Origin of the sequence: Amycolatopsis sp. NPDC049252, from assembly GCF_043197175.1 — a bacterium.
In the GTDB taxonomy this organism is placed as follows: Bacteria; Actinomycetota; Actinomycetes; order Mycobacteriales; family Pseudonocardiaceae; genus Amycolatopsis.
In genome coordinates this window covers 1-20,928 of sequence record NZ_JBICSQ010000043.1, presented here as the reverse complement: position 1 = coordinate 20,928, position 20,928 = coordinate 1, and the positions used below count along the sequence as shown (strand labels likewise).

8 protein-coding genes and 1 pseudogene are annotated in these 20,928 nt (G+C 72.8%); all 9 read left to right on the top strand.

Annotated features, from left to right (window positions below; genetic code table 11):
• Positions 1-23 precede the first annotated feature (23 nt).
• Positions 24-12,983: an amino acid adenylation domain-containing protein gene (locus tag ACGFMK_RS32230; protein WP_392771233.1), complete on the top strand. Its 12,960-nt coding sequence runs from the start codon at positions 24-26 to the stop codon at positions 12,981-12,983.
• 9 nt (positions 12,984-12,992) lie between these two features.
• The gene (locus ACGFMK_RS32225) at positions 12,993-14,327 is read left to right on the top strand and encodes an acyltransferase domain-containing protein (RefSeq protein WP_392771230.1); all 1,335 of its coding nucleotides are present in this window, start codon (positions 12,993-12,995) and stop codon (positions 14,325-14,327) included.
• Positions 14,324-15,487 (top strand): acyl-CoA dehydrogenase family protein, encoded by a 1,164-nt coding sequence (locus ACGFMK_RS32220; protein ID WP_392771228.1) that lies wholly within the window; start codon positions 14,324-14,326, stop codon positions 15,485-15,487. Before ACGFMK_RS32225 ends, ACGFMK_RS32220 begins: the two co-directional genes overlap by 4 nt.
• Positions 15,484-16,725, top strand: a complete 1,242-nt coding sequence (locus ACGFMK_RS32215) for a hypothetical protein (protein WP_392771226.1) — start codon at positions 15,484-15,486, stop codon at positions 16,723-16,725. The genes ACGFMK_RS32220 and ACGFMK_RS32215 overlap by 4 nt, the downstream gene beginning before the upstream one ends.
• Complete coding sequence (locus ACGFMK_RS32210) at positions 16,722-17,573, top strand: 3-hydroxyacyl-CoA dehydrogenase family protein (protein ID WP_392771224.1); 852 nt, start codon at positions 16,722-16,724, stop codon at positions 17,571-17,573. Before ACGFMK_RS32215 ends, ACGFMK_RS32210 begins: the two co-directional genes overlap by 4 nt.
• Positions 17,570-17,833 (top strand): acyl carrier protein, encoded by a 264-nt coding sequence (locus tag ACGFMK_RS32205; RefSeq protein WP_392771221.1) that lies wholly within the window; start codon positions 17,570-17,572, stop codon positions 17,831-17,833. The genes ACGFMK_RS32210 and ACGFMK_RS32205 overlap by 4 nt, the downstream gene beginning before the upstream one ends.
• Positions 17,830-18,879, top strand: a complete 1,050-nt coding sequence (locus tag ACGFMK_RS32200) for a cysteine synthase family protein (RefSeq protein WP_392771219.1) — start codon at positions 17,830-17,832, stop codon at positions 18,877-18,879. The genes ACGFMK_RS32205 and ACGFMK_RS32200 overlap by 4 nt, the downstream gene beginning before the upstream one ends.
• Positions 18,876-20,372 carry an argininosuccinate lyase gene (argH, locus tag ACGFMK_RS32195; protein WP_392771216.1) on the top strand — a complete coding sequence of 499 codons (1,497 nt, stop codon included), beginning with the start codon at positions 18,876-18,878 and terminating at the stop codon, positions 20,370-20,372. Before ACGFMK_RS32200 ends, argH begins: the two co-directional genes overlap by 4 nt.
• A pseudogene (locus tag ACGFMK_RS32190) lies at positions 20,369-20,928 on the top strand (argininosuccinate lyase); the annotation flags it as partial. The gene argH and the pseudogene ACGFMK_RS32190, both read left to right, overlap by 4 nt.

Here is a 20,928-nt window from a genome sequence, read left to right as displayed (position 1 = left end):
CCGTCGATCCAGGGGACACGACCATGACCGAGACTCCGTCCGGGGCCACTGCACTCTCACCCGCCAAGCGGGCCCTGCTCGCGCGGCGGCTCGCCGGCGTGCCCGCCGGAGCGGGCGGCATCCCGCGTCGCCCCGAGGGCGTGCCGGTGCCGCTGTCGCCGGTGCAGCACGGGCTGTGGGTGGTGGACCAGTTCCTCGTCGACAACACCTCCTACGCGGTGCACCGCGACCTGTGGCTGCGCGGCCACCTCGACGTGCGGCTGCTGCGCGCCTGCCTGGACGAACTGGTGCGCCGCCACGAGATCCTGCGCACGACCTACGCCGGGGAAACCGACCCGGTGCAGGTCGTCGGGCCACCGCGCGCGGCAACCTTCGCCCACGTCGACGTCGACGGCGGGCAGGACCGGGCCGTGCTGCTGGCCGAGCGGGAGCTGCGCCGCCCGTTCGACCTCGAGCACGGGCCGGTCTTCCGGGTCACGCTGTTCACCGTCGAGCCGGACGAGCACCTGCTGGTACTGGCCATGCACCACATCGTCAGTGACGGCTGGTCGTGCGGCGTGCTGGGCCGCGAGCTGGCGGAGCTCTACTCCGCCGGCGTCGCCGGCCGGTCGCCGGTGCTGCCCGAGCTGCCGATCCAGTACGCCGACTACGCCCACTGGCAGGCGAAGCGGGTGACCGGCGCCCTGCGCGAGGCGCAGCTGCGGTACTGGCAGGAAGCGCTCGGCGCGGTCCGGCCGGTGCTGCAACTGCCCACCGACCGGCCGTTCCCCGCGCGCCCCAGCCACCGTGCCGACCGGGTCCGCCACCGCCTCACCGCACAGCGGGCGGCCGAACTCCGCGAGTTCGCACGAAGCCAGGGGGTCACCCTGTTCACCGTCCTCGTGGCCGCCTTCTCGGTCGTGCTGTGGCGGTGCTCGGGTCAGGACACGTTCGCCATCGGCTCGTTGACCTCGGGCCGGGAACGGGCCGAGGCAGAACACCTGCTCGGCCTGTTCTCCAACACCGTCGCGATCCCGGCGGACGTGTCGGGCGATCCGACGGTCGCCGAACTGCTGGGCCGGACCCGCCGGGCCGTGCTCGGCGCCCTCGACCACCAGGACGTGTCGTTCGACGACGTCGTGAGCGTGCTCCGGCCGCCGAGGGAGACCGGCCGCAACCCGCTGTTCCAGGTGCTGTGCCAGTTCGCGGAGGCCGGTGCGGAGGACTGGCGCCTCACGGGGCTCGAGGTGGAGCTGATCGATCTGCCCAACGAGCAGGGCAAGGTCGATCTCGCCCTGTTCGGCATCGACCGCGCGGACGGCCTGGACCTGGAGGTCGAGTACGCGTCGGACGTCTTCGACCGCGTGACCGCCGACCGGTTCGCCCAGCGGGTGGCGGCGGTGCTGGCGGGTTTCGCTGCCGGTCCGGACCGCCGCGTCGGCGAACTGGACGCGCTGTCCCCCGACGAACGGTTCTTGGTGACGGCGGGGTGGAACGACACGGATCTGGCTGTTCCGGATGTGACGTTGGGGGAGTTGTTCGAGGCGGCGGTGGCGCGGACTCCCGATGCGCCGGCGGTGGTGGACGTCGACGGTTCGGTGGTGTCGTTCACGGAACTGAACACCCGGGCGAATCGGCTGGCGCATCGGTTGCGGGCATCGGGTGTCGGCTGCGAATCCATCGTCGGGGTGTGTGTCGGATCCGGTGTGGACGTGCTGGTGGCGTTGCTGGGAGTGGTCAAGTCGGGCGGCGCTTATCTGCCGCTGGATCCGGCGCATCCGGTGGAGCGGCTGGCTTTCATGACCGCCGACACCGCGGCCGGCGTGGTCGTGACCGAACGGGCGTTGACCGGCACGGTGAGTTCGTTCTTCGACGGTGGAATCGTGTACGTCGACGGCGACGAATCGGCCGGGTACCCGGCGGTGAACCCGGTTCGGGTGAACGCCCCCGGGAATCTCGTGTACGTGATGTACACCTCCGGTTCGACGGGTGTGCCGAAGGGGGTGATGATCAGTCACCGGGGTTTGGTCAATTACCTGTGGTGGGCCGTCGAAGGGTACGGCCTCGCCGGGGACCGTGGTGCGGTGTTCGTCGGCTCGGTGGCGTTCGACCTGTCCGTGCCGAACTTCTTCCTCCCGCTGATCGGCGGCAAGGACGTCACCTTGCTGCCCGACGGTGACGACGCGTTGCCCGCGCTGGCGAAACTGCTGACCGGCGAGCACGACTTCTCGCTGCTGAAGGTCACCCCGGGACACCTCGATGTCTTGCGGGGCTTGGTGGGCGAGGATGCCTCGGTCGGTTCGGTGCGGACGTTCGTGGTGGGGGCGGACGAAGTCCGACCCGAGACCGTGGTGGCGTGGCAGCGGGTGGCGCCCGGAGCCCGGATCATCGACGAATACGGCCCCACCGAAACGGTCGTGGGGTGTTCGACCTACCTGATCGGTGACGATTTCGATCCGTCGGTTCCGGTGTCGATCGGCCGGCCGATCGGGAACACGCGGATGTACGTGCTGGACGATTCCCTGGACGTCGTCCCGGTCGGCGCGGTGGGGGAGCTGTGCATCGGCGGGCTTGGCGTGGCGCGTGGTTATTGGGGCCGCCCCGGGTTGACGGCGGAGAAGTTCGTGCCGGATCCGGTCACCGGTGAGCGGATGTACCGGTCGGGTGACCGGGCGCGGTTCCGGGCGGACGGGAACATCGAGTTCCTGGGCCGGGCCGACGACCAGGTGAAGATCCGCGGCTACCGGGTCGAACCGGGTGAAGTCGAGGCCCGCCTGCTGACGCACGAAGCGGTGAGCGAGGCGGTGGTCGACGCCCGGGCCGACGCGACCGGCCGCCGGCGGCTGGTCGCGTACCTGGTCACCGACGGTGGCCGCGCGGTCGACCCCGGCGAAGTGCGTGACTTCGTGGCGCGGGCCCTGCCGGAGTACATGGTGCCGAGTGCGTGGCTCGTGCTGGACAAACTGCCGTTGACCGCCGCGGGCAAGGTCGACCGGCGCTCGTTGCCCGCCCCCGACGAGGTGGCGGACGCGACCGCCGCACCCCGCACCGGGACCGAGCGGCTGCTGGCCGGCATCTGGGCACAGGTCCTCGAACTGCCGGCGGTGGGCGTGCACGACGACTTCTTCGCACTCGGCGGGGACTCCCTCATCGCCATCCGCGTGGCCGCGGCCGCCCGCGCCGGCGGGCTGCCGGTCTCGGTGCGCCAGGTGTTCGAAGAGCGGACCGTGGCCGCGCTCGCCGAGGCCGTCGGCCGCGACGAGGTCGCGCCCGCCGTGGCCGAACAGGGGCCGGTGACCGGGGACGTGCCGCTCACCCCGATCCTGCGCTGGTTCACCGGCACCGTCGGCGCCCCCGACCACTACAACCAGGCCGTGGTCGTCGAGTGCACCCCGCCGGTCGACGCGGCCGTGCTGGCCGGCGCCCTGCGTGCGGTCGTCGCGCACCACGACGGACTGAGGACGAGGTTGGCGCGGCACGGGGACGAATGGCGGGCGACGGTCCGCGACGAGCCCGGTCCCGGCCTGATCCGGGTCGTGGACCTGGCGGCGGTCCCCGCCGAACGCCGTGCCGCGGTCCGCGAGGAGGTCGACACCCAGGTCCAGGCCGGGCTGTCCCTGGCCGAGGGCAGGCTGGTGGCCGCCGTCCTGTTCACCGGTGCCGGCGACGAGCCCGACCGCCTGCTCATCGCCGTGCACCACATCGCGGTGGACGCGGTCTCCTGGGGCATCCTGCTCGCCGACCTGGAAACCGCGTGCCGGCAAGCGGAGGCGCGTGAACCGATCCGGCTGCCCGCCAAGACGACGTCGTTCCGGTACTGGGCGTCGCGGCTGGCCGGGTACGCCGCCTCGGCGGAGTTCGCGGCGGAAGCCGGGCACTGGGCCGAGGCGGCCCGGCGCCCGGTCGTCTCCCTGCCGGTGGATCACGACCTCGGCCCGAACGCCGAGGCGTCCGCCGCGTCGGTCGACGTCGAGGTCTCCGCGGAACTCACCGAGGCGCTGCTGCGGCAGGCGCCGTCGGCGTACCGGACCGAGACCAACGACCTGCTGATCGCCGCACTGGCCCGGACGCTGACCGACTGGGCCGGCGGTCCCGTCGTCGTGGACCTCGAAGGCCACGGCCGTGAGCCGCTGTTCGACGACGTCGACCTGTCCCGCACGGTCGGCTGGTTCACCACGCTGCGGCAGGTCCGGCTGCCCGACGGCGACGGCGACTGGGACGGGCTCGTCAAGGCGGTCAAGGAGGACCTGCGGTCGGCCCCGCACCACGGCATCGGCCAAGGACTGGCCCGGCACGCCGGACCGGATTCCGGCCCGGCGCCGGAGATCGCGTTCAACTACCTCGGCCGCCTGGATCCCACGGGCACGGACAGCGGCCGGTTCCAGCACTGGACGGAACCCTTCGGCCCGACCCGCGACCCTCGTTCGCGCCGGCCCCACCTGATCGAGATCAACGCGATCGTCCGCGCCGGACGGCTGCGGATGTCCTGGCACTATTCGACGTCCCGCCACTCGGCAGCCACCATCGAGCGCCTGGCGACAGCCTTCGCGGACCACCTCGGCGGACTCGTCACCCACTGCCTGTCCGGCGCGCCCCGCCTGGCCCCCGGCGACGTGCCGCTCGCCGGACTCGACCAGGCCGAGCTGGACGACCTGCTCGGCAGCCTCGACGTCCGGGCCCGGGACGTCGAGGACGTCTACCCGTTGACCCCGCTGCAGAACGGCATGCTGTTCAACGCCGTTTACGACCCCACATCCCGCGACTACTTCGAGCAGAACGAATACGTCCTCCGCGGTGGGCTGGACATCGGCGCGTTCGTCGCGGCGTGGCGGCTGGTGATCGGGCGGCACGCGGTCCTGCGGAGCAGGTTCGCCTGGGAAGGCCTGCCCCACCCGGTCCAGATCGTGCTGCGCGAGCACGACGCGACGTTCGACGTGCGGGACTGGACCGAGGTCGCCGCCGCCGAGCTGCCGGCCCGGCTGGACGAACTGATGCGCACCGACCGCGCCGACCCGTTCGACCTCACGTCGAGGTGCCCGTACCGGTTCACGATCGTCAAGACGGCCGGCGACGTAACCCACGTCCTGTGGACCTTCCACCACATCCTGCTGGACGCGTGGAGCGTGTCGGTGGTGCTGGACGAGGCGTTCACGAGCTACCGCGCGATCCTCGCCGGCCGGACGCCGGACCTGCCCGCGGTCGTGCCCTACCGGCACTACCTCGCCTGGCTCGGCCGGCAGGATTCCTCGGCCGAGGAAGCCTTCTGGCGGGCGCGGCTCGCCGGCGTCACGGCACCGACGGTGCTGCCTTCGGGGCCGGTCACCGATCCCGGGCCCGGCGTCGGCCGGGTCGGGCGCACGCTGGACGAGGACCTCGTCCGCAGGTTGTCCGCGGTCAGCCTGCGCAGCGGCTGCACGGTCGGCACCACGTTGCAGAGCGCCTGGGCGTTGCTGCTCAGCCGGTACACCGGTGAGAACGACGTGCTGTTCGGCACGACGGTCGCCGGTCGGTCCTCGGACGTGGCGGGCATCGACGGCATGGTCGGCATGCTCATCAACACCCTGCCCACCAGAGTCGAGATCGATCCGAGCCTCCGGGTGGTCGACTTCCTCGCCGCCGCGCACGCCGATCAGCAGGCCCTGCGCGAACGCGAGCACTGTGCGCTGACCGACATCCAGCACCAGACGGCGATCCCCGTCGGGACCCCGTTGTTCGACAACGTGTTCATCTACGAGAACTTCACGTCGGACCGGGAACCCGGCGCCGGGCTGGAGATCGACACGCGCGGCCGGATGTTCGAGCAGACCGAGTGCCCGCTCATCATCGACGTCGGCCAGCACGGGACGATCGACATCGTCGCGACCTATCACCGCTCGAGGTTCGACGAAAGCACCTGCACCCGGCTGCTCGGCCATTTCGAGAACCTGGTCCGCCAGCTGGCGGATCACCCGGAAACCCCGCTGCGGCAACTGGAACTGCTGTCCCCCGACGAACGGTTCCTGGTGACGGAAGGGTGGAACGACACGGATCTGGCTGTTCCGGATGTGACGTTGGGGGAGCTGTTCGAAGCGGCGGTGGCGCGGACCCCTGATGTGCCGGCGGTGGTGGACGTCGACGGTTCGGTTGTTTCGTTCGCGGAACTGAACACCCGGGCGAATCGGCTGGCGCATCGGTTGCGCGGGCTGGGTGTCGGCTGCGAGTCCGTGGTGGCGGTGTGCGTCGGCGCGGGCGTGGACGTGCTGGTGGCGTTGCTGGGAGTGGTCAAGTCGGGCGGTGCCTACCTGCCGTTGGATCCGGCGCATCCGGTGGAGCGGCTGGCTTTCATGACCGCCGACACCGGAGCACGGATCGTGGTCACGGAGCCGGCCTTGGCCGAGCTCGCCGGTTCGGTGTGCGGAGGCCTGGTGGTCTACGTCGACGACGAGCCGGACCGGTATCCGGCGGTGAACCCGGTCCGGGTGAACGCCCCCGAAAATCTCGTGTACGTGATGTACACCTCCGGTTCGACCGGTGTGCCGAAGGGGGTGATGGTCAGCCATCGGGGTTTGGTCAATTACCTGTGGTGGGCCGTCGAAGGGTACGGCCTGGCCGGGGATCGCGGTGGGGTGCTCGTCGGTTCGGTGGCGTTCGACCTGTCGGTGACCAACTTCTTCCTGCCGTTGATCGGCGGCAAGGACGTCACGTTGCTGCCCGCGGGTGAGGACGCGTTGCCCGCGCTGGCGAAACTGCTGACCGGCGATCAGGACTTCTCGGTGTTGAAGGTGGCGCCGGCGCACCTGGACGCGTTGCGGGATCTGGTGGACGGGGGCACCGCGGTGAATTCGGTGCGGACCATCGTCACGGGCGGCGACCTGCTGCCGCCGGAAACCGTCTCGGCGTGGCAGCGGATGGCGCCCGCGGCCCGGATCGCCAACGAGTACGGCCCCACCGAGACGGTGGTGGGCTGCTCGGCCTACCTGATCGGCGACGACTTCGACCCCTCGGTCCCGTTCCCGATCGGCCGGCCGTTCGGGAACATGCGGATGTACGTGCTGGACGACTTCCTGGACGTCGTTCCGGTCGGTGTGGTGGGGGAGTTGTGCATCGGCGGGCCCGGGGTCGCGCGCGGCTACTGGGGCCGGCCGAGCTTGACGGCGGAGAAGTTCGTGCCGGATCCGGTCACCGGTGAGCGGATGTACCGGTCGGGCGACCTGGGACGTTTCCGGCCGGACGGGAACATCGAGTTCGCGGGCCGGGTCGACGACCAGGTGAAGATCCGCGGCTACCGGGTCGAACCGGGCGAGGTCGAGGCCCGCCTGCTGACACACGAAGCGGTGACCGCCGCGGTGGTCGACGCGCGCCCCGACGCGCAGGGCCGCCACCGTCTCGTCGCCTACGTCGTCCCCCGCAAGGGCGCCGAAGCCGACCTGGCCGAGCTGCGCGAGTTCGCGGCGCGGGCCCTGCCGGAGTACATGGTGCCCACCGCCTGGATGGTGCTCGCCGAAGTGCCGCTGACCACGGCGGGCAAGGTGAACCGGCGTCTGCTGCCGGAACCGGGCACCCGGCGGCCCGACGCGGCCGGCGGGCCGCCGCCCCGCACCGAGACCGAACGGCTGCTCGCCGCCACCTGGGCCCGGGCCCTCGGGTGCGACCAGGTGGGCGCGCACGACGACTTCTTCGAACTCGGTGGGGACTCCATCCTGGCGATCCAGGTCGTCGGCCGCGCCCGGCAGGCCGGCGTGCCGGTGACCCTGCGCCAGGTGTTCGAACTGCGCACCGTCGCCCGGCTGGCCCAGGCCGTGTCCGACGGCGGACCGCGGGCCGTGCCCGCTGAGCAGGGGCCGTCAACCGGCGACCTGCCGCTGACGCCGATCCTGTGCTGGTTCACCGAGGTCCACGGCGGGCTCGACCACTACACCCAGTCGATCCTGGTGGAGAGCCGCTCGCCCGTCGGACCCGGTGTGCTGTCGGACGCGCTGTCCGCGCTGGTCGAACACCACGACGCCCTGCGCACCCGGCTCGTCCACGGCCGGAGCGGCTGGACCGCCACCATCGCCCCCCAGCACGACGCCGACCTGCTCCGGGTCGTCGAGCTGTCCGGGGTCCCGGTCGGCGAACGCGACGACCGGTGCCGGCACGCGGTCTCCGAGGCCCAGTCGACGCTGTCGCTCGCGGACGGGAGGCTGCTCGCCGCGGTGCTCTTCACCGGCGACGACCGCCACCCCGACCGGCTGTACCTCACGGTCCACCACATCGCCGTCGACACGGTGTCCTGGAACATCCTCGTCGAAGACCTCGGCACCGCGTGCGAGCAGCTCGAAGCGTCCCGGACCCTCCGCCTGCCCGCGAAGACCACGTCGTTCCGGCACTGGGCCCGGCGGCTCGCCGAGTACCAGCCCGCACCGCACACCCACCCCACCGGTGGGGCACTGCCCACCGACCACGAGCGCGGAGCGGCCACCGAAGCCGGGGCCCGCACCGTTGCGGTGGCCCTGCCGGCGGACGTGACCGCCGACCTCGTGGGTGAGGTGGCGGCGGGCGGCACCCCCACCCACGAGCTGCTGCTCACGGCGCTGGCCAGGGTGCTGACCGAGTGGAGCGGCGCGGACAGCGTCGTGGTCGACGTCGAGGGTCATGGCCGTGAACCGCTGTACGACGACGTCGACCTGTCCCGCACGGTCGGCTGGTTCACCACCATCCGGCCCGTCGAGCTGCGGGCGGGGCACGACGGACCGCTGCCGCACCTGGCCCGGGTCCGGGCGGTGCTGCGTGAGGAACCGGACCACGGCATCGGCTACGGCGTGGCGCGTTACCTCCGCCGTACCGTCCCCGGTCCGCTGGACCCGCCGGGGGTCTGCTTCAACTACGGCGGCCGCGCCGACCTCCAGCGGCAGGAAGCGTCCCGGTTCGTGGAGGTGCCGGTGCCGCTGGGAGCCGACCGGGCGGGCAGTGCCCGGCGGCCGTACCTCCTGGACGTCAACGCCGAGATCGCCGACGGTCGGCTACGCGTGTACTGGACCTATTCGGCCGGCCGCCACCGCCACGAGACCGTGCAGCGGCTCGCCGAGCGCTACCTCGACGAGGTGGCGTCCCTGGTCGAAGCCTGCGTGCTGGACCGCTTCCCGCTCTCCGGTCTGGACGCCGGCGCGCTGGCGGACGCCTGCGCGCCGTGGAGCCTCGGTGACGTCGAGGACGTGCACCGGCTGTCCCCGCTGCAGGCGGGCATGCTGGTCCAGGGCCTCGGCGCGGCCGCCGAGGATCCCTACCGCATCCAGTGGCACTACGACATCGACGGTGCCCTGGACGCGGAATCGTTCGGTCGTGCCTGGCAGGAAGTTGTCGATCGGCACGCCATGCTGCGAAGCCGGTTCGCCTGGGAGGGCCTCCCGCACCCGGTGCAGATCGTGCACCGCACCTGGCCGGTCACCGTCGAGCGGTGGGACGCCACCACCGTGCCCACCGAGGAGCGGGGCGCCTGGCTGAACCGGCTCGCCTCGGACGAGCGGGCGGACGAGATCGACCTGCGGGCGGCTCCGCCGATCCGCCTGGTCCTGGTCCGCACCGGCGCACGCCGCCACCGGCTGATCTGGACCACCCACCACATCCAGCTCGACCACTGGAGCCGGATCCTGGTGGAGAACGAGGTCTTGGCCCGGTACCAGGCGGTCACCCGGTCCGCTCCGCCGCCGGAGCCGGCGGAGCCGCCGGTGCCGTTCCGCGACTTCATCGCGTGGACCACCCGCACCCAGGGCGCTCCCGGCTACTGGCGCTCCGCCTTCGAGGGCTTCACCAGACCGGTGCCCGCGCCCGGCGCCACCCGCACCGGCGCCCCGGCCGGCATGGGTGTCACGGACGCCGTGCTGCCGGTCCGGCTGGTCGACGCGCTGCGCGGCGCGGCCACGGGGATCGGGGTGACCGCGGGCACGATCGCGCAGGCGTGCTGGGCGCTGCTGCTGGCCACCACCACCGGGTACCGCGACGTGGCGTTCGACGTGACCGTGGCGGGCCGGTCCGCCCCGGTGCCCGGCATCGGCGAGATCGTCGGCATGCTGATCAACACCGTGCCCGCCCGGATCGGCATCGATCCCGCCTGCCCGGTCGGTGACTGGCTGCGCCGGGTGCACGACGAGCAGGCGAAGCGGTACGAGCACGAGCACCACTCACTGGTCGACATCCGCCGCTGGGCCGGCCTCGCCGGCGGCAGCCAGGTCTTCGCCACCCGGTTCCTGTTCGAAGGCGCCGGGGCCGACCCGGCACCGGCGCCCGACGGCCTGGTGATCACCCCCTTGGACGAGGTGAACGGCGACATCGAGCACGCCGCCGTGTGCACGGTGAGCCCCGGCGAGGACTGGCACGTCCAGTTGCGCTACGACCGGGCCCGCTACCGGCCGGCGGGCGCCGGCGACCTGCTTTCGTCGTACGTGACCCTGCTGACCGCGGGGGCCACCGCCGACCCGGCCGCGCCCCTCGGCACACTGGTGCGGCTGCCGGAACGGGAACAGGCCGCGGAACCGGACGTTCCCGCGGTGCCGACCCGGCGCGGCACGGCCCCGGCCACCGAGGAAGAAGCGGTACTCGCCGGGATCTGGGCCCAGGTGCTCGGCGTCGAAACCGTCGGCGTGCACGACGACTTCGCCGCTCTCGGCGGTAACTCGATCCTCGTGTTCCCCATGGTGGCGCAGGCCCAGCGGGCGGGCATCGGCATCACGGTGCGCCAGGCCCTGCGGCTGCGCACGGTCGCCGAACTCGCGGCCGCCGCCTCGTCCGACGACCGTTCGGAGAGCGGGCACCCGCCGCTGCCTCCGGCACTGCTCGAGTTCGCCGCCACGCACGACCTGCGCGACGGCTCCGCCCGGTCGGTGCTGGTGCCCTGGCCGGCGGGCGGCGATCCCGCCCGCCTCGCCGGGGCACTGGCCGCGGTCGTCGGGCGGCACGACGCCCTGCGGTCGCGGCCGGCCGAAACCGGGGGCTTCTGGCGGCTGGAGGTCCTCGAAGGACGGGACTTCCGCCCGCCCGAGGTGATCGACGCGACCCACGCCGGCCCCGGCAACGAGGTGGCCGGGCAGCTCGGCGCCGAGCTCGCGGCCGGTCTCGACCCGGTGACCGGCCCGCTGATCGGCGCCGCCCTGCTGGCGGGTGACGACGGCCTCCGGCTGCTGGTCGCGGCCCACCCCAGCGCCGTGGACGACGGGTCGTGGCCCCTCTTGGCCGCCGAGATCACCGCGCTCGTGCGGGGCGAGGCCCTGCCGCCGCCGACCGCGTCCCTGCGGCACTGGGCGCGGCGGCTCGCCGAGCACGCGGCAAGCGCACAGTTCGCCGACCAGCTGGTGTTCTGGCTGGCGGACCGGCCGGAACCGGCCCGGCTGCCGGCGGCCCGGCCCGGCACCGCCGAGCCGGGGGCGGTCGTGTCGGTGCGCAGGGAACTGCCCGCCTCGGTGGTCACCGGCCGGCCCGGCCACCCACCCGGCGAGGTGCTGCTGGCCGCCGTCGCGACAGCGCTCGCCGGGTGGACCGAGCGCGCGGACGTCCTGATCGACGTGGCCGGGCCCGGCCGGCGGACGGACTTGCCGGACTTGGACGTGAGCCGGACGGTCGGCCGGCTGGACACGGTGCACCCCGTGGCGCTGTCGGTGTCGGGCCGGGATCCCGGTACGCGCTTGGCCGTCGTCGCCGAACAGGTGCGGGCCGAGCCGTACGGCGGTGTCGGGTACGGCATGGCCAGGTGGCTGCGCCCGGAGACGGCCGCCGTGCTCGGCGCCCGGCCCGCCCCGCAGGTCCTCTTCCGGCACCGGGTGCGGCCGGCCGGTCACGAAGACGGGCCGGAGGCGGACGGCCGGCTGTCGCATCCCGTCGTGGTCGACACCGAACTGGCCGGGGACCGGCTGGTGCTGCGGTGGTCCGCCGCGGCCGGCGTGTGCGACGAAGCCACGCTGCGTCGCGTGGCCAGCCACTGCGCCGGTGAACTCACCGCGCCGGCGGCCGGCGATCCGGCGGCGGCTCCCCGGGGCGAGGCCGCCAGGCTGACGGCGGGCCTGTTCCCGAACGCGCCCGCGCTGCGCACGGCGATGGCACGGCACCGGGTGCCCGGCGTAGGGGTCGCTCTGCTGACCGACGGGCAGGTGACGGCTTGGGGGCACGGGGTCACCGGCGGCGAGCACTCCGTGCCGGTCACCGCCGACACCCTCTTCCCGGCCTGCTCGGTGAGCAAGCACGTCACCACCCTGGCGGTACTGCGCCTGGTTCAGGAGGGGGTGCTCGACCTGGACGAAAACGTGCACCGTTACTTGAGTTCCTGGCGGCTGCCCGACGACGAGCCGGTGACGCTGCGGAGCCTGCTCAGCCACACGGCGGGCCTCGCCGGTGGCGCCCGGGAGGAGTACCAGCCGGGCGAGGCCGTGCCCTCGGCGTCGGGGGTGCTGCGCAGGATCGTGCGTGAGCGGCCGGCCGGTTCGGGCTTCCACTACGCGAACGCCCATTTCACGGTGGTCCAGCAGGTGCTCGAGGACGTACTGGGACGCCCGGTCACCGCGTCGCTGCGTTCACTGGTGCTCGACCCGCTCGGTATGCGGCACAGCGGCTACGAACAGGACTTCGACCGCACGCACACCGGCGGTGTGGCCTCCGGCCACGACCAGGACGGTGTGCCGTGGCCGGGCGGCTGGCGGACCACCCCGGAGGTGGCCGGGAGCGGCCTGTGGAGCACACCCGCCGACCTGGCCAGGTGCCAGCTCGAGGTGGTGGGCGCCCTCACGGGGGGTACCACGGCGTTCCTCTCGCGGGAGCTGGCCGAGCTGATGATCACGCCGGTGGCCGGTCACTACGGCCTCGGCACCACCACCGTGCTCCGCGACGGGTCGCACTGGTTCGGCCACCCCGGCGATCGCCGCACCCACCAGAGCATCGCGGCCTTCGACCTGCGCAGCGGCGCCGGCCTGGTGGTGATGGCCAACATTTCGGGCGGCGCGCCGTTCCTGGCCGACCTGGTCAACGGGCTACGGCTCGAACTCCACTACCTGATCAGCTGAGGGGATCGCATGGCAGGCGGCACGGCACGACGTCCGGGGGAGTTGCTCGTCCTCTCGGCGGATACCCGCGAAGAACTCGACGGGGCGACCAGGGCACTGGCCGACGAACTGGCTTCCCGGCCCACGAAACCGCTGGCCGACGTGGCAGGAGAGCTGCAGCTCACGCGGCCCGCGTTGCGCTACCGGCGCGTCGTCGAGGCGGCCGACACGACGGCGGCCGTCCGGCTGCTGCGCCGCCCACTGTCCACTGTGGAGAAGACCGCCGACCCGGCGGTGGTGTTCTTGTTCCCGGGGGTGGGCGACCACCACGCCGGGATGGGCCGGGACCTCTACCGGCACGAGCCGGTGTTCCGGCACTGGCTGGACCGGTCCGCCCGGTTCCTGGCGCGGCACTGCGGCCTGGACCTCCTGCCGGTGCTCTACCCGAGCGACGAGACCGGGCGGGAGCCGGGCCGGATCGACCTGGCCGGGCTGCTCGGCCGCGGGGACGGCTCAGGACCGCTCGTGCGCGAGTCCGCTTTGGACGACACCAGGGTGGCCCAGCCGCTGGTGTTCGCCGTCGAACACGCGTTGGCGAAGTTGTTGCTCAGCTGGGGGATCCGGCCGGCGGCCATGGCCGGCTACAGCATCGGCGAGTACGTCGCGGCCACCCTGGCGGGCGTGTTCTCCCTGGAGGATGCGCTCACGGTGGTGGCACGCCGGGCGGAGCTGATCGAGACGGTGCCCCCCGGCGCGATGCTCGTCGTCATGCTCGGCTCCGCCGAACTCGCGGCCCGGCTGGACGACGAACTGTCCCTGGCCGCCGTCGACGGGGCCACCCTGTGCGTCGCCGCTGGCCCCCACCATGCCGTGGAGCGGCTGGAAAAGCTGCTCACGGCCGACGGCGTGGCCAGCGTGCGGGCCACCACCAGGCACGCGTTCCACTCCGCGATGATGGCTCCGGTCGAGCGGCCGCTGGCCGAGCTCGTGCGGTCCGTCCGGCTGCGCGCTCCCTCGACGCCCCTGCTGTCCAACGTCAGCGGCACGTGGCTGCGTGCCGACGAGGCGACCAGTCCCGGCTACTGGGCCCGCCACCTGAGTGCCACCGTGCGCTTCCACGACGAGCTGACCGAACTGTGGCGGCAGCCCGGCGCGATCGCGCTGGAGGTCGGCGCCGGCCGGATGCTCGGCGGCCTGGCCGCCCAGCACCCCGGCTGTCCGCGCGGTGCCCCACCCGTGCAGTTCACGCTGCCCGGTGCGACCGCAGGAGCCGATGTGCCGTCGTTGGCGGTCACGGCGGGGCGGCTGTGGCAGGCGGGCGTGCCGGTGGACTGGTCCGGGTTCCGGTCGCAGGAGGGACGATGACGATGGACTTCTCACTCACCGGGGAACAGGCCGCGGTGCGGGCCAAGGTGCTCGACTTCGCGAGGACCGAAATCGGCGGCCGGGCCGCCGAGCACGACCGGGCCGCCACGTTCGACGTGGCGGGCTGGCGGGCCTGCGCCCGGTTCGGGGTGCTGGGCTGGCCGGTTCCGGTGGCCCACGGCGGCTCCGGCTACGACCCGCTCACCTCCGTCATCGCGTGCGAGGCGCTCGGTTACGGCTGCGCGGACAACGGGCTCGTGTTCGCGGTGGAGAACCACCTGTGGGCGTGCGTGATCTACGTGATCCGGCACGGCAGCCCGGAGCAGCAGGCCCGGTTCCTCCCCCTGCTCGCCGACGGCACCCTGGTCGGCGCCCACGCCATGACCGAGCCCGGCACCGGTTCGGACGTGCTGTCGCTGAGCACCACAGCCCGCCGCGACGGCGGGCACTACGTCCTCGACGGCACGAAGTCGTTCATCAGCAACGGACCCAACGCCGGCTTGTACGTGGTGTTCGCCAGGACCGGCGCACGCGCGCAGCAGAGCTTGTCCGCGTTCCTGGTCACCAGGGACACCCCCGGCCTCGAGGTGACGAGGGTGATCGGCAAAGCCGGTCTGCGCGGCACGCTGATGGGTGAGCTGCGCTTCAGCGGGTGCCGCGTGCCCGCCGCAGACCGGCTCGGCGCCGAAGGTGCCGGTTACCACGTCTTCACCTCCACCATGGAATGGGAGCGCGGCTTCATGGCGGCGAGCCAGGTCGGGCGCATGCAGCGGCTGCTGGACACGTGCGTGGCGTACGCGGCCGACCGGGAACAGTTCGGCGGCCCCATCGGCGGCTTCCAGGCCGTGTCGCACCGGCTGGCCGACGTGCGCGTGCGGGTCGAGCTGGCCCGCCTGCTGCTCTACAAGGTCGGCTGGCTGAAAGCACAGGGACGGCTGGCGTTGCTGGAGTCCTCGATCCTGAAGCTCTTCACCAGCGAGAGCCTGCTGGAGTCGGCACTGGACGCGGTCCGGGTCCACGGCGCCCGGGGTTACGTCACGCACCTGCCGATCGAGCGCGAGCTGCGGGACTCGCTCGCGGGCCCGATCTACGGCGGCACGTCGGACATCCAGCGCAACGTCATCGCAAGCCTGATCGGCATACCGGGAGCACCCTCATGACCACGACACAGCGCACCACAGGCGCCGAGACCGAGCACGTGATCCCGCTGGACACCGCGCTGCCGGAGATCCTCGCCGGCGAACTCGCCAAGCGCGTCTACTTCGTGGCGGAAGAGATCCTGGACTTCCGGCTGGTCCGGGCGCACGGCGAGGTCGTCGCCGTGGCGGTGACCACCGCGGGGCCCGAGGCGCCCGCCGGGCTCGCCGGCAAGTTCCAGTTCGTGCTGCACAACGACGTGCTGCCGCAACTGCACCAGGAGCCGAGGGTGCTCTGGCGGTCACCGGCGCGCCGGCCGTACCCGCCGGGCACCTTCGACCGGCTGGTCGCGGCGGAAGCCGCCTGTCCGGTCGGTGAGGGACAGGTGGCTCTCGGCGGCCCCGTGCTCGACCTGATGGACGACCTCGACGGCGCGGTCCGCCGGGTCGTGGTGGACGAGTTCCACGGCACGGAGTTCCGCTACCCGACGCTGATCCCGGTCGGCGCGCTCGACCGCAGCGGGTACCTCACGTCGTTCCCCCAGTTCGCGATGTTCGCCACCCGCCTGCGGGCCGACGTCGACACCTACCGCGGCTTCGTCGAGGGGGCCCGGAACACCACCGACATCGGCGGCGAGATCCTCGGCCGCTGCGACGGCGTCGACTACTGCCTGCCGCCGACCATGTGCTACCACACCTTCCACCAGTACGCCGGTCGTCGGCTGCCCCCCGAGGTCACCGTGGTGACCGCGCGCGGCAAGTCCTTCCGGCACGAAGCGCGCTACCACCGCACCCTGGCCCGGCTGTGGGACTTCACCATCCGCGAGATCGTGTTCTTCGGGACCCGCGACGCGGTGCTGGCGGCCCGGGAACAGTTCCTCGGCCGCGCTCTCCGGCTCGTCGAGGCACTGCGGCTCTCCGGCCGGTGCGAGGTGGCCGGAGACCCGTTCTTCTGCAACGACGACAGCGGGGTGCGGGTGTCGTCGCAGCGATTGCTGGAGCTCAAGTACGAACTGCAGCTGGACCTGGACGACGGCGACTCCGCGGCCGTGGCGTCCTTCAACTTCCACGAGCGCTTCTTCGGCGAGGCCTTCGGCATCACCCTGGCGGACGGGTCGACACCCTTCACCGCGTGCGTCGGGTTCGGGCTCGAGCGGCTCGCCTTCGCGATGCTCTGCCAGCACGGCACCGACATCGCCGGCTGGCCCGCCGGCGTGCGGGCGGCGCTCGCCGGCGGCGCGCACCCGCGGAGGACGTCATGAGCCGGCACGTCGGAGTCGTGGGTGCCGGCACGATGGGGGTCGGCGTCAGCCAGGCGTTCGCCGAGGGCGGCTGCCGGGTCACCCTGGTGGACACCTCGGCCGACGCGCTGGCCGCCGCGCGGGAGCGGATCGCGGTCGACTCGCGGATGGCCGCGCTGTTCGACCGGAACCCGGCGGGCAAAGCCGGCGAGATCACCTTCACCACCGGCTTCGAGCACCTCGCCGACACCTGTTTCGTGGTCGAGAACGTGACCGAGAACGTCGAAGTCAAGCGCGTGGTGCACGAGCGGCTCGACGAGATCTGCCCGGCGGAGTGCGTCTTCGGGGTGAACACCTCCGCCATCCCGATCACCCAGGTCGCCGGCTACACCGGCCGGCCGGACCGGGTCATCGGCACGCACTTCATGAATCCCGCACAGCTCAAGCCGCTCGTGGAGGTGATCCGGGGGTTCCACACGTCCCCGGAGACGGTCGCGGCCACGCGGAGCCTGCTGGCCGCCATCGGCAAGGAGAGCATCGTGGTGCACGACTCGCCGGGGTTCGTCACCAACCGCGTCGCGATGCTCACCGTCAACGAGGCGATCTGCCTGCTCGACGAGGGCGTCGCGACCGCCGCCGACGTGGACCGCCTGTTCGTGCGGTGCTTCGGCCACCGGATGGGACCGCTGGCCACCGCCGACCTCATCGGGCTCGACACGGTCCTCTACTCGCTGGACGTGCTCGTAGAGCAGTTCGGCGACCCGAAGTACCGCCCCTCGACGCTGCTGAGGCAGTACGTGACGGCCGGGCTGCTCGGCCGCAAGAGCGGTCGCGGGTTCTTCACCTACGACATCGAGCCGGTCCGATGACCGGCGGAACCGGAGACGACATGGCCGACCAGCGCGCGACGATCCGGACGTTCGTCGCCAAGCACATCGGCGGAGCCGAGTTCGCGGACGAGGACGACCTGTTCGCGACCGGGTACGTGAACTCCCTGTTCGCCGTGCAGATCGTGATGTTCACCGAGCGCACCTTCGGTCTCGCGGTGGTGGGCCCGGACCTGGACATCGCGAACTTCTCCTCGGTGGACCGGATCGACACGTTCGTCACCAAGGCACTGAACCGGTGACCGTCGGCGCGTTCGCCGACGCCGTGGAGGCCCAGCGGATTCCGGCACTGGTCCGGCTGGACACCAACCTCTACGCACTGGCGTACCGGCTGATGAAGCTGCTGCCGGCGAAGCACATCCTGCGCCAGGCTGGCGCCGAAGGCCTGCTCGGCGCCGGCACCACGGTCGTCGAAACCACGTCCGGCACGTTCGGGCTCGCGCTTGCCATGCAGTGCGCCCTCCGGGCGCACCCGCTGGTCCTGGTCAGCGATCCGGTGATCGACGACGGGCTGCGGCGCCGGCTGGAGGACCTCGGCGCACGGGTGGACATCGTGACCGAACCCGCCGCGCACGGTGGCTTCCAGACCGCCCGCCTGGACCGGGTGGCGGCCATCCGCGACCGGCTCCCGGACACGTTCTGCCCGCGGCAGTACGAGAACCCGGCCAACCCGCAGTCCTACGCGCTGGCCGCCGAACTGCTGCGGGACCACCTCGGCCAGGTCGACTGCCTGGTCGGGCCGGTCGGCTCCGGTGGCTCGATGTGCGGCACGGCGCGGTACCTGCGGGAGGCGTTCCCCGACCTGGTGGCCATCGGGGTGGACACCCACCGCAGTGTCCTGTTCGGCCAGCGCGACGGCCACCGCACGCTGCGTGGACTCGGCAACAGCCTGCTGCCCGCGAACCTGGACCACACGCAGTTCGACGAGGTCCACTGGCTCGGCGCGGCGGACGCCTACGCCTCGACCCGGCGGCTGCACCGGTCTCGGGCGCTGTTCACGGGCCCCACGAGTGGCGCGGCCTACCAGGTCGGGTCGTGGTGGGCGCGGCACCACCCGGACGCGCTGACCGTGGTGGTGCTACCCGACGAGGGGCACCGCTACCAGGACACGGTCTACCGCGACGAGTGGCTCGCCGCGTCCGGCCTGGCGGTCACCGCACCCGCCCCGGCACCGGTCACGGTGACCGACCCGCGGGCGGCCGAGAAGGGCTGGTCCCGCTTCGCCTGGCAGCGCAGGTCGCTGGCCGAGGCGACCGCGGGCGGCGCGCTGGCGGGGGCGGCGTCGTGACCGGCAGGCTGACCAGCACGCTCACGCCGAGGACGGCGCGCGTCGTGTTCGGCGCCGACGCCGACGCGGCCATCGAGGGGGAACTGCCCTACGTCACCACCGTGGACCAGGCCCACGTCGTGATGCTCGCCGAGCGCGGCCTCATCGGGACCGCTGCGGCGTCGGGACTGCTCGCGGAGATCGAGTCGTTGCGTGCCAACGGGTTCGCGCCGCTGCGGGGCCGCGTGGCACCCCGCGGCGTCTACCTGCTGTACGAGGCGTACCTGATCGACCGGCTCGGCGTGGACGTCGGCGGGGTGCTGCACACCGGCCGGTCGCGCAACGACCTCAAGGCGACCACCCACCTCTTGCGGATGCGCGACACCGCGGCGGCGGTCCTCGGCGAACTGCTGCGGCTGCAGGCGGTGCTGCTCGGCCGGGCACGGGCCAACCGGGCGGTCGTCATGCCCGCGTACAGCCAGTTCCAGGCCTCGGTGCCCACCACCTACGGCCACTACCTGCTGGGTGTCGCGATGGCTCTGGACACCGACATCCGCGGTCTCGTCCAAGCGGGGCAGGGGCTGGCCCGGTGCCCGCTCGGCGCGGCCGGGGGCGCGGGCACCGACGTCCCGATCGACCCCGGGCGGACGGCGGCGCTGCTCGGCTTCACCGAGTCCGTCGACCACGCGGGGTACGCGATCGCGGCCCGGGACACCCTGGTGCGGATGCTGTCTTCGGCGGTGCTGGCCGGGCTGACGCTGTCGCGGCTGAGCACCGATCTGCAGCTGTGGAGCACGCGCGAGTTCGACCTCGTCGGGTTCCCCGACGACCTGGTGGGCTCCAGTTCGGCGATGCCGCAGAAGCGCAACCCGTTCCTGCTGGAGCACGTCAAGGGCGGCGCGGGGGCACTGATCGGCGCGTGGACCGCCGCCGTGACCACCATGAAGAACACACCGTTCGGCAACTCGGTCGAGGTCACCACGGACGCCGTCACGCCGGTCTGGGCGGGCATGGACACCTTGCGCGACATCGTGGCGCTGTCCACGGCGGTCGTCGCAGGCGCGGTGCCCCGGCCCGGCCGGATGCTGCGGTCGGCGCAGGCCGGTTTCACGGTGGCCACCGCCCTCGCGAACCGCCTCGCCGGCCAGGGCGTGCCGTTCCGGTCGGCGCACACGGCCGTCGGCGGCCTGGTCACGGAGCTGATCGCGGAGGGGGTGGAATCGTTCGCGGAGCCGGCCGCCGCCGACCTCGCCCGGCGGCTGTCGAGCCGGCTGGGCACCGAGGTCGTGCTGACGGCGGACGACCTCGACCCGGTGGCCGTCGCGGCGGCGACCACCGCCGGTGGCGGCCCTTCGCCGGCGTCGTTCGCCGCCGCGCACGAGCGGCTCACCGGGAGCTGGCGAGCACACGTCCTCGACCTCTCGCGGGCCGTCGCGAGTGGCCGGGCCGCCGACGAGCGCCGTCAGTCGGCCGTACGGGCGGCCGTGGCCACGACGCTCCGGAGCCGATCGTGACGCGGCGGTGGTTCGTGCTCCTGGAGAGCAACACGACCGGCACCGGCCGGGATTTCGCCCTCGCGGCCCGCGAACTGGGCCTCCGGCCGGTCCTGTTCACGCGGGCACCCCACCGGTACCCCTACGTCGACGAGCTCGGGCTCGACGTCCGGGAGCTGGACACCTCGGCGCCGGCCGCGGTGGCGGTCGCCGGCCGGCAGCTGGCCGGGGAAGTCGCGGGAATCACCAGCAGCAGCGAGTACTTCGTGGCCGAGGCCGCCACAGCGGGCCGGTCGCTGGGGCTGGCGACGCCGGATCCGGCCGCGATCGGCCGGTGCCGGGACAAGGCGGTCCAGCGTCGCGTACTGCGGGACCGAGGCGTGCCGGTGCCGGACTCGGTGGTGTGCCGGACGGAGACCGAGGCGCTGTCCGCCGCAGCCGGTATCGCCGGTCCGGTGGTCGTCAAGCCGGTGTCCGGCAGCGGCTCCGAAGGCGTCCGCGGCTTCACCGGCCCGGGGCCCGCCGGCGAGTGGGCCGCCCGCCTGCTGGACCGCGCCCGCCGCGTTCTCGTGGAGCG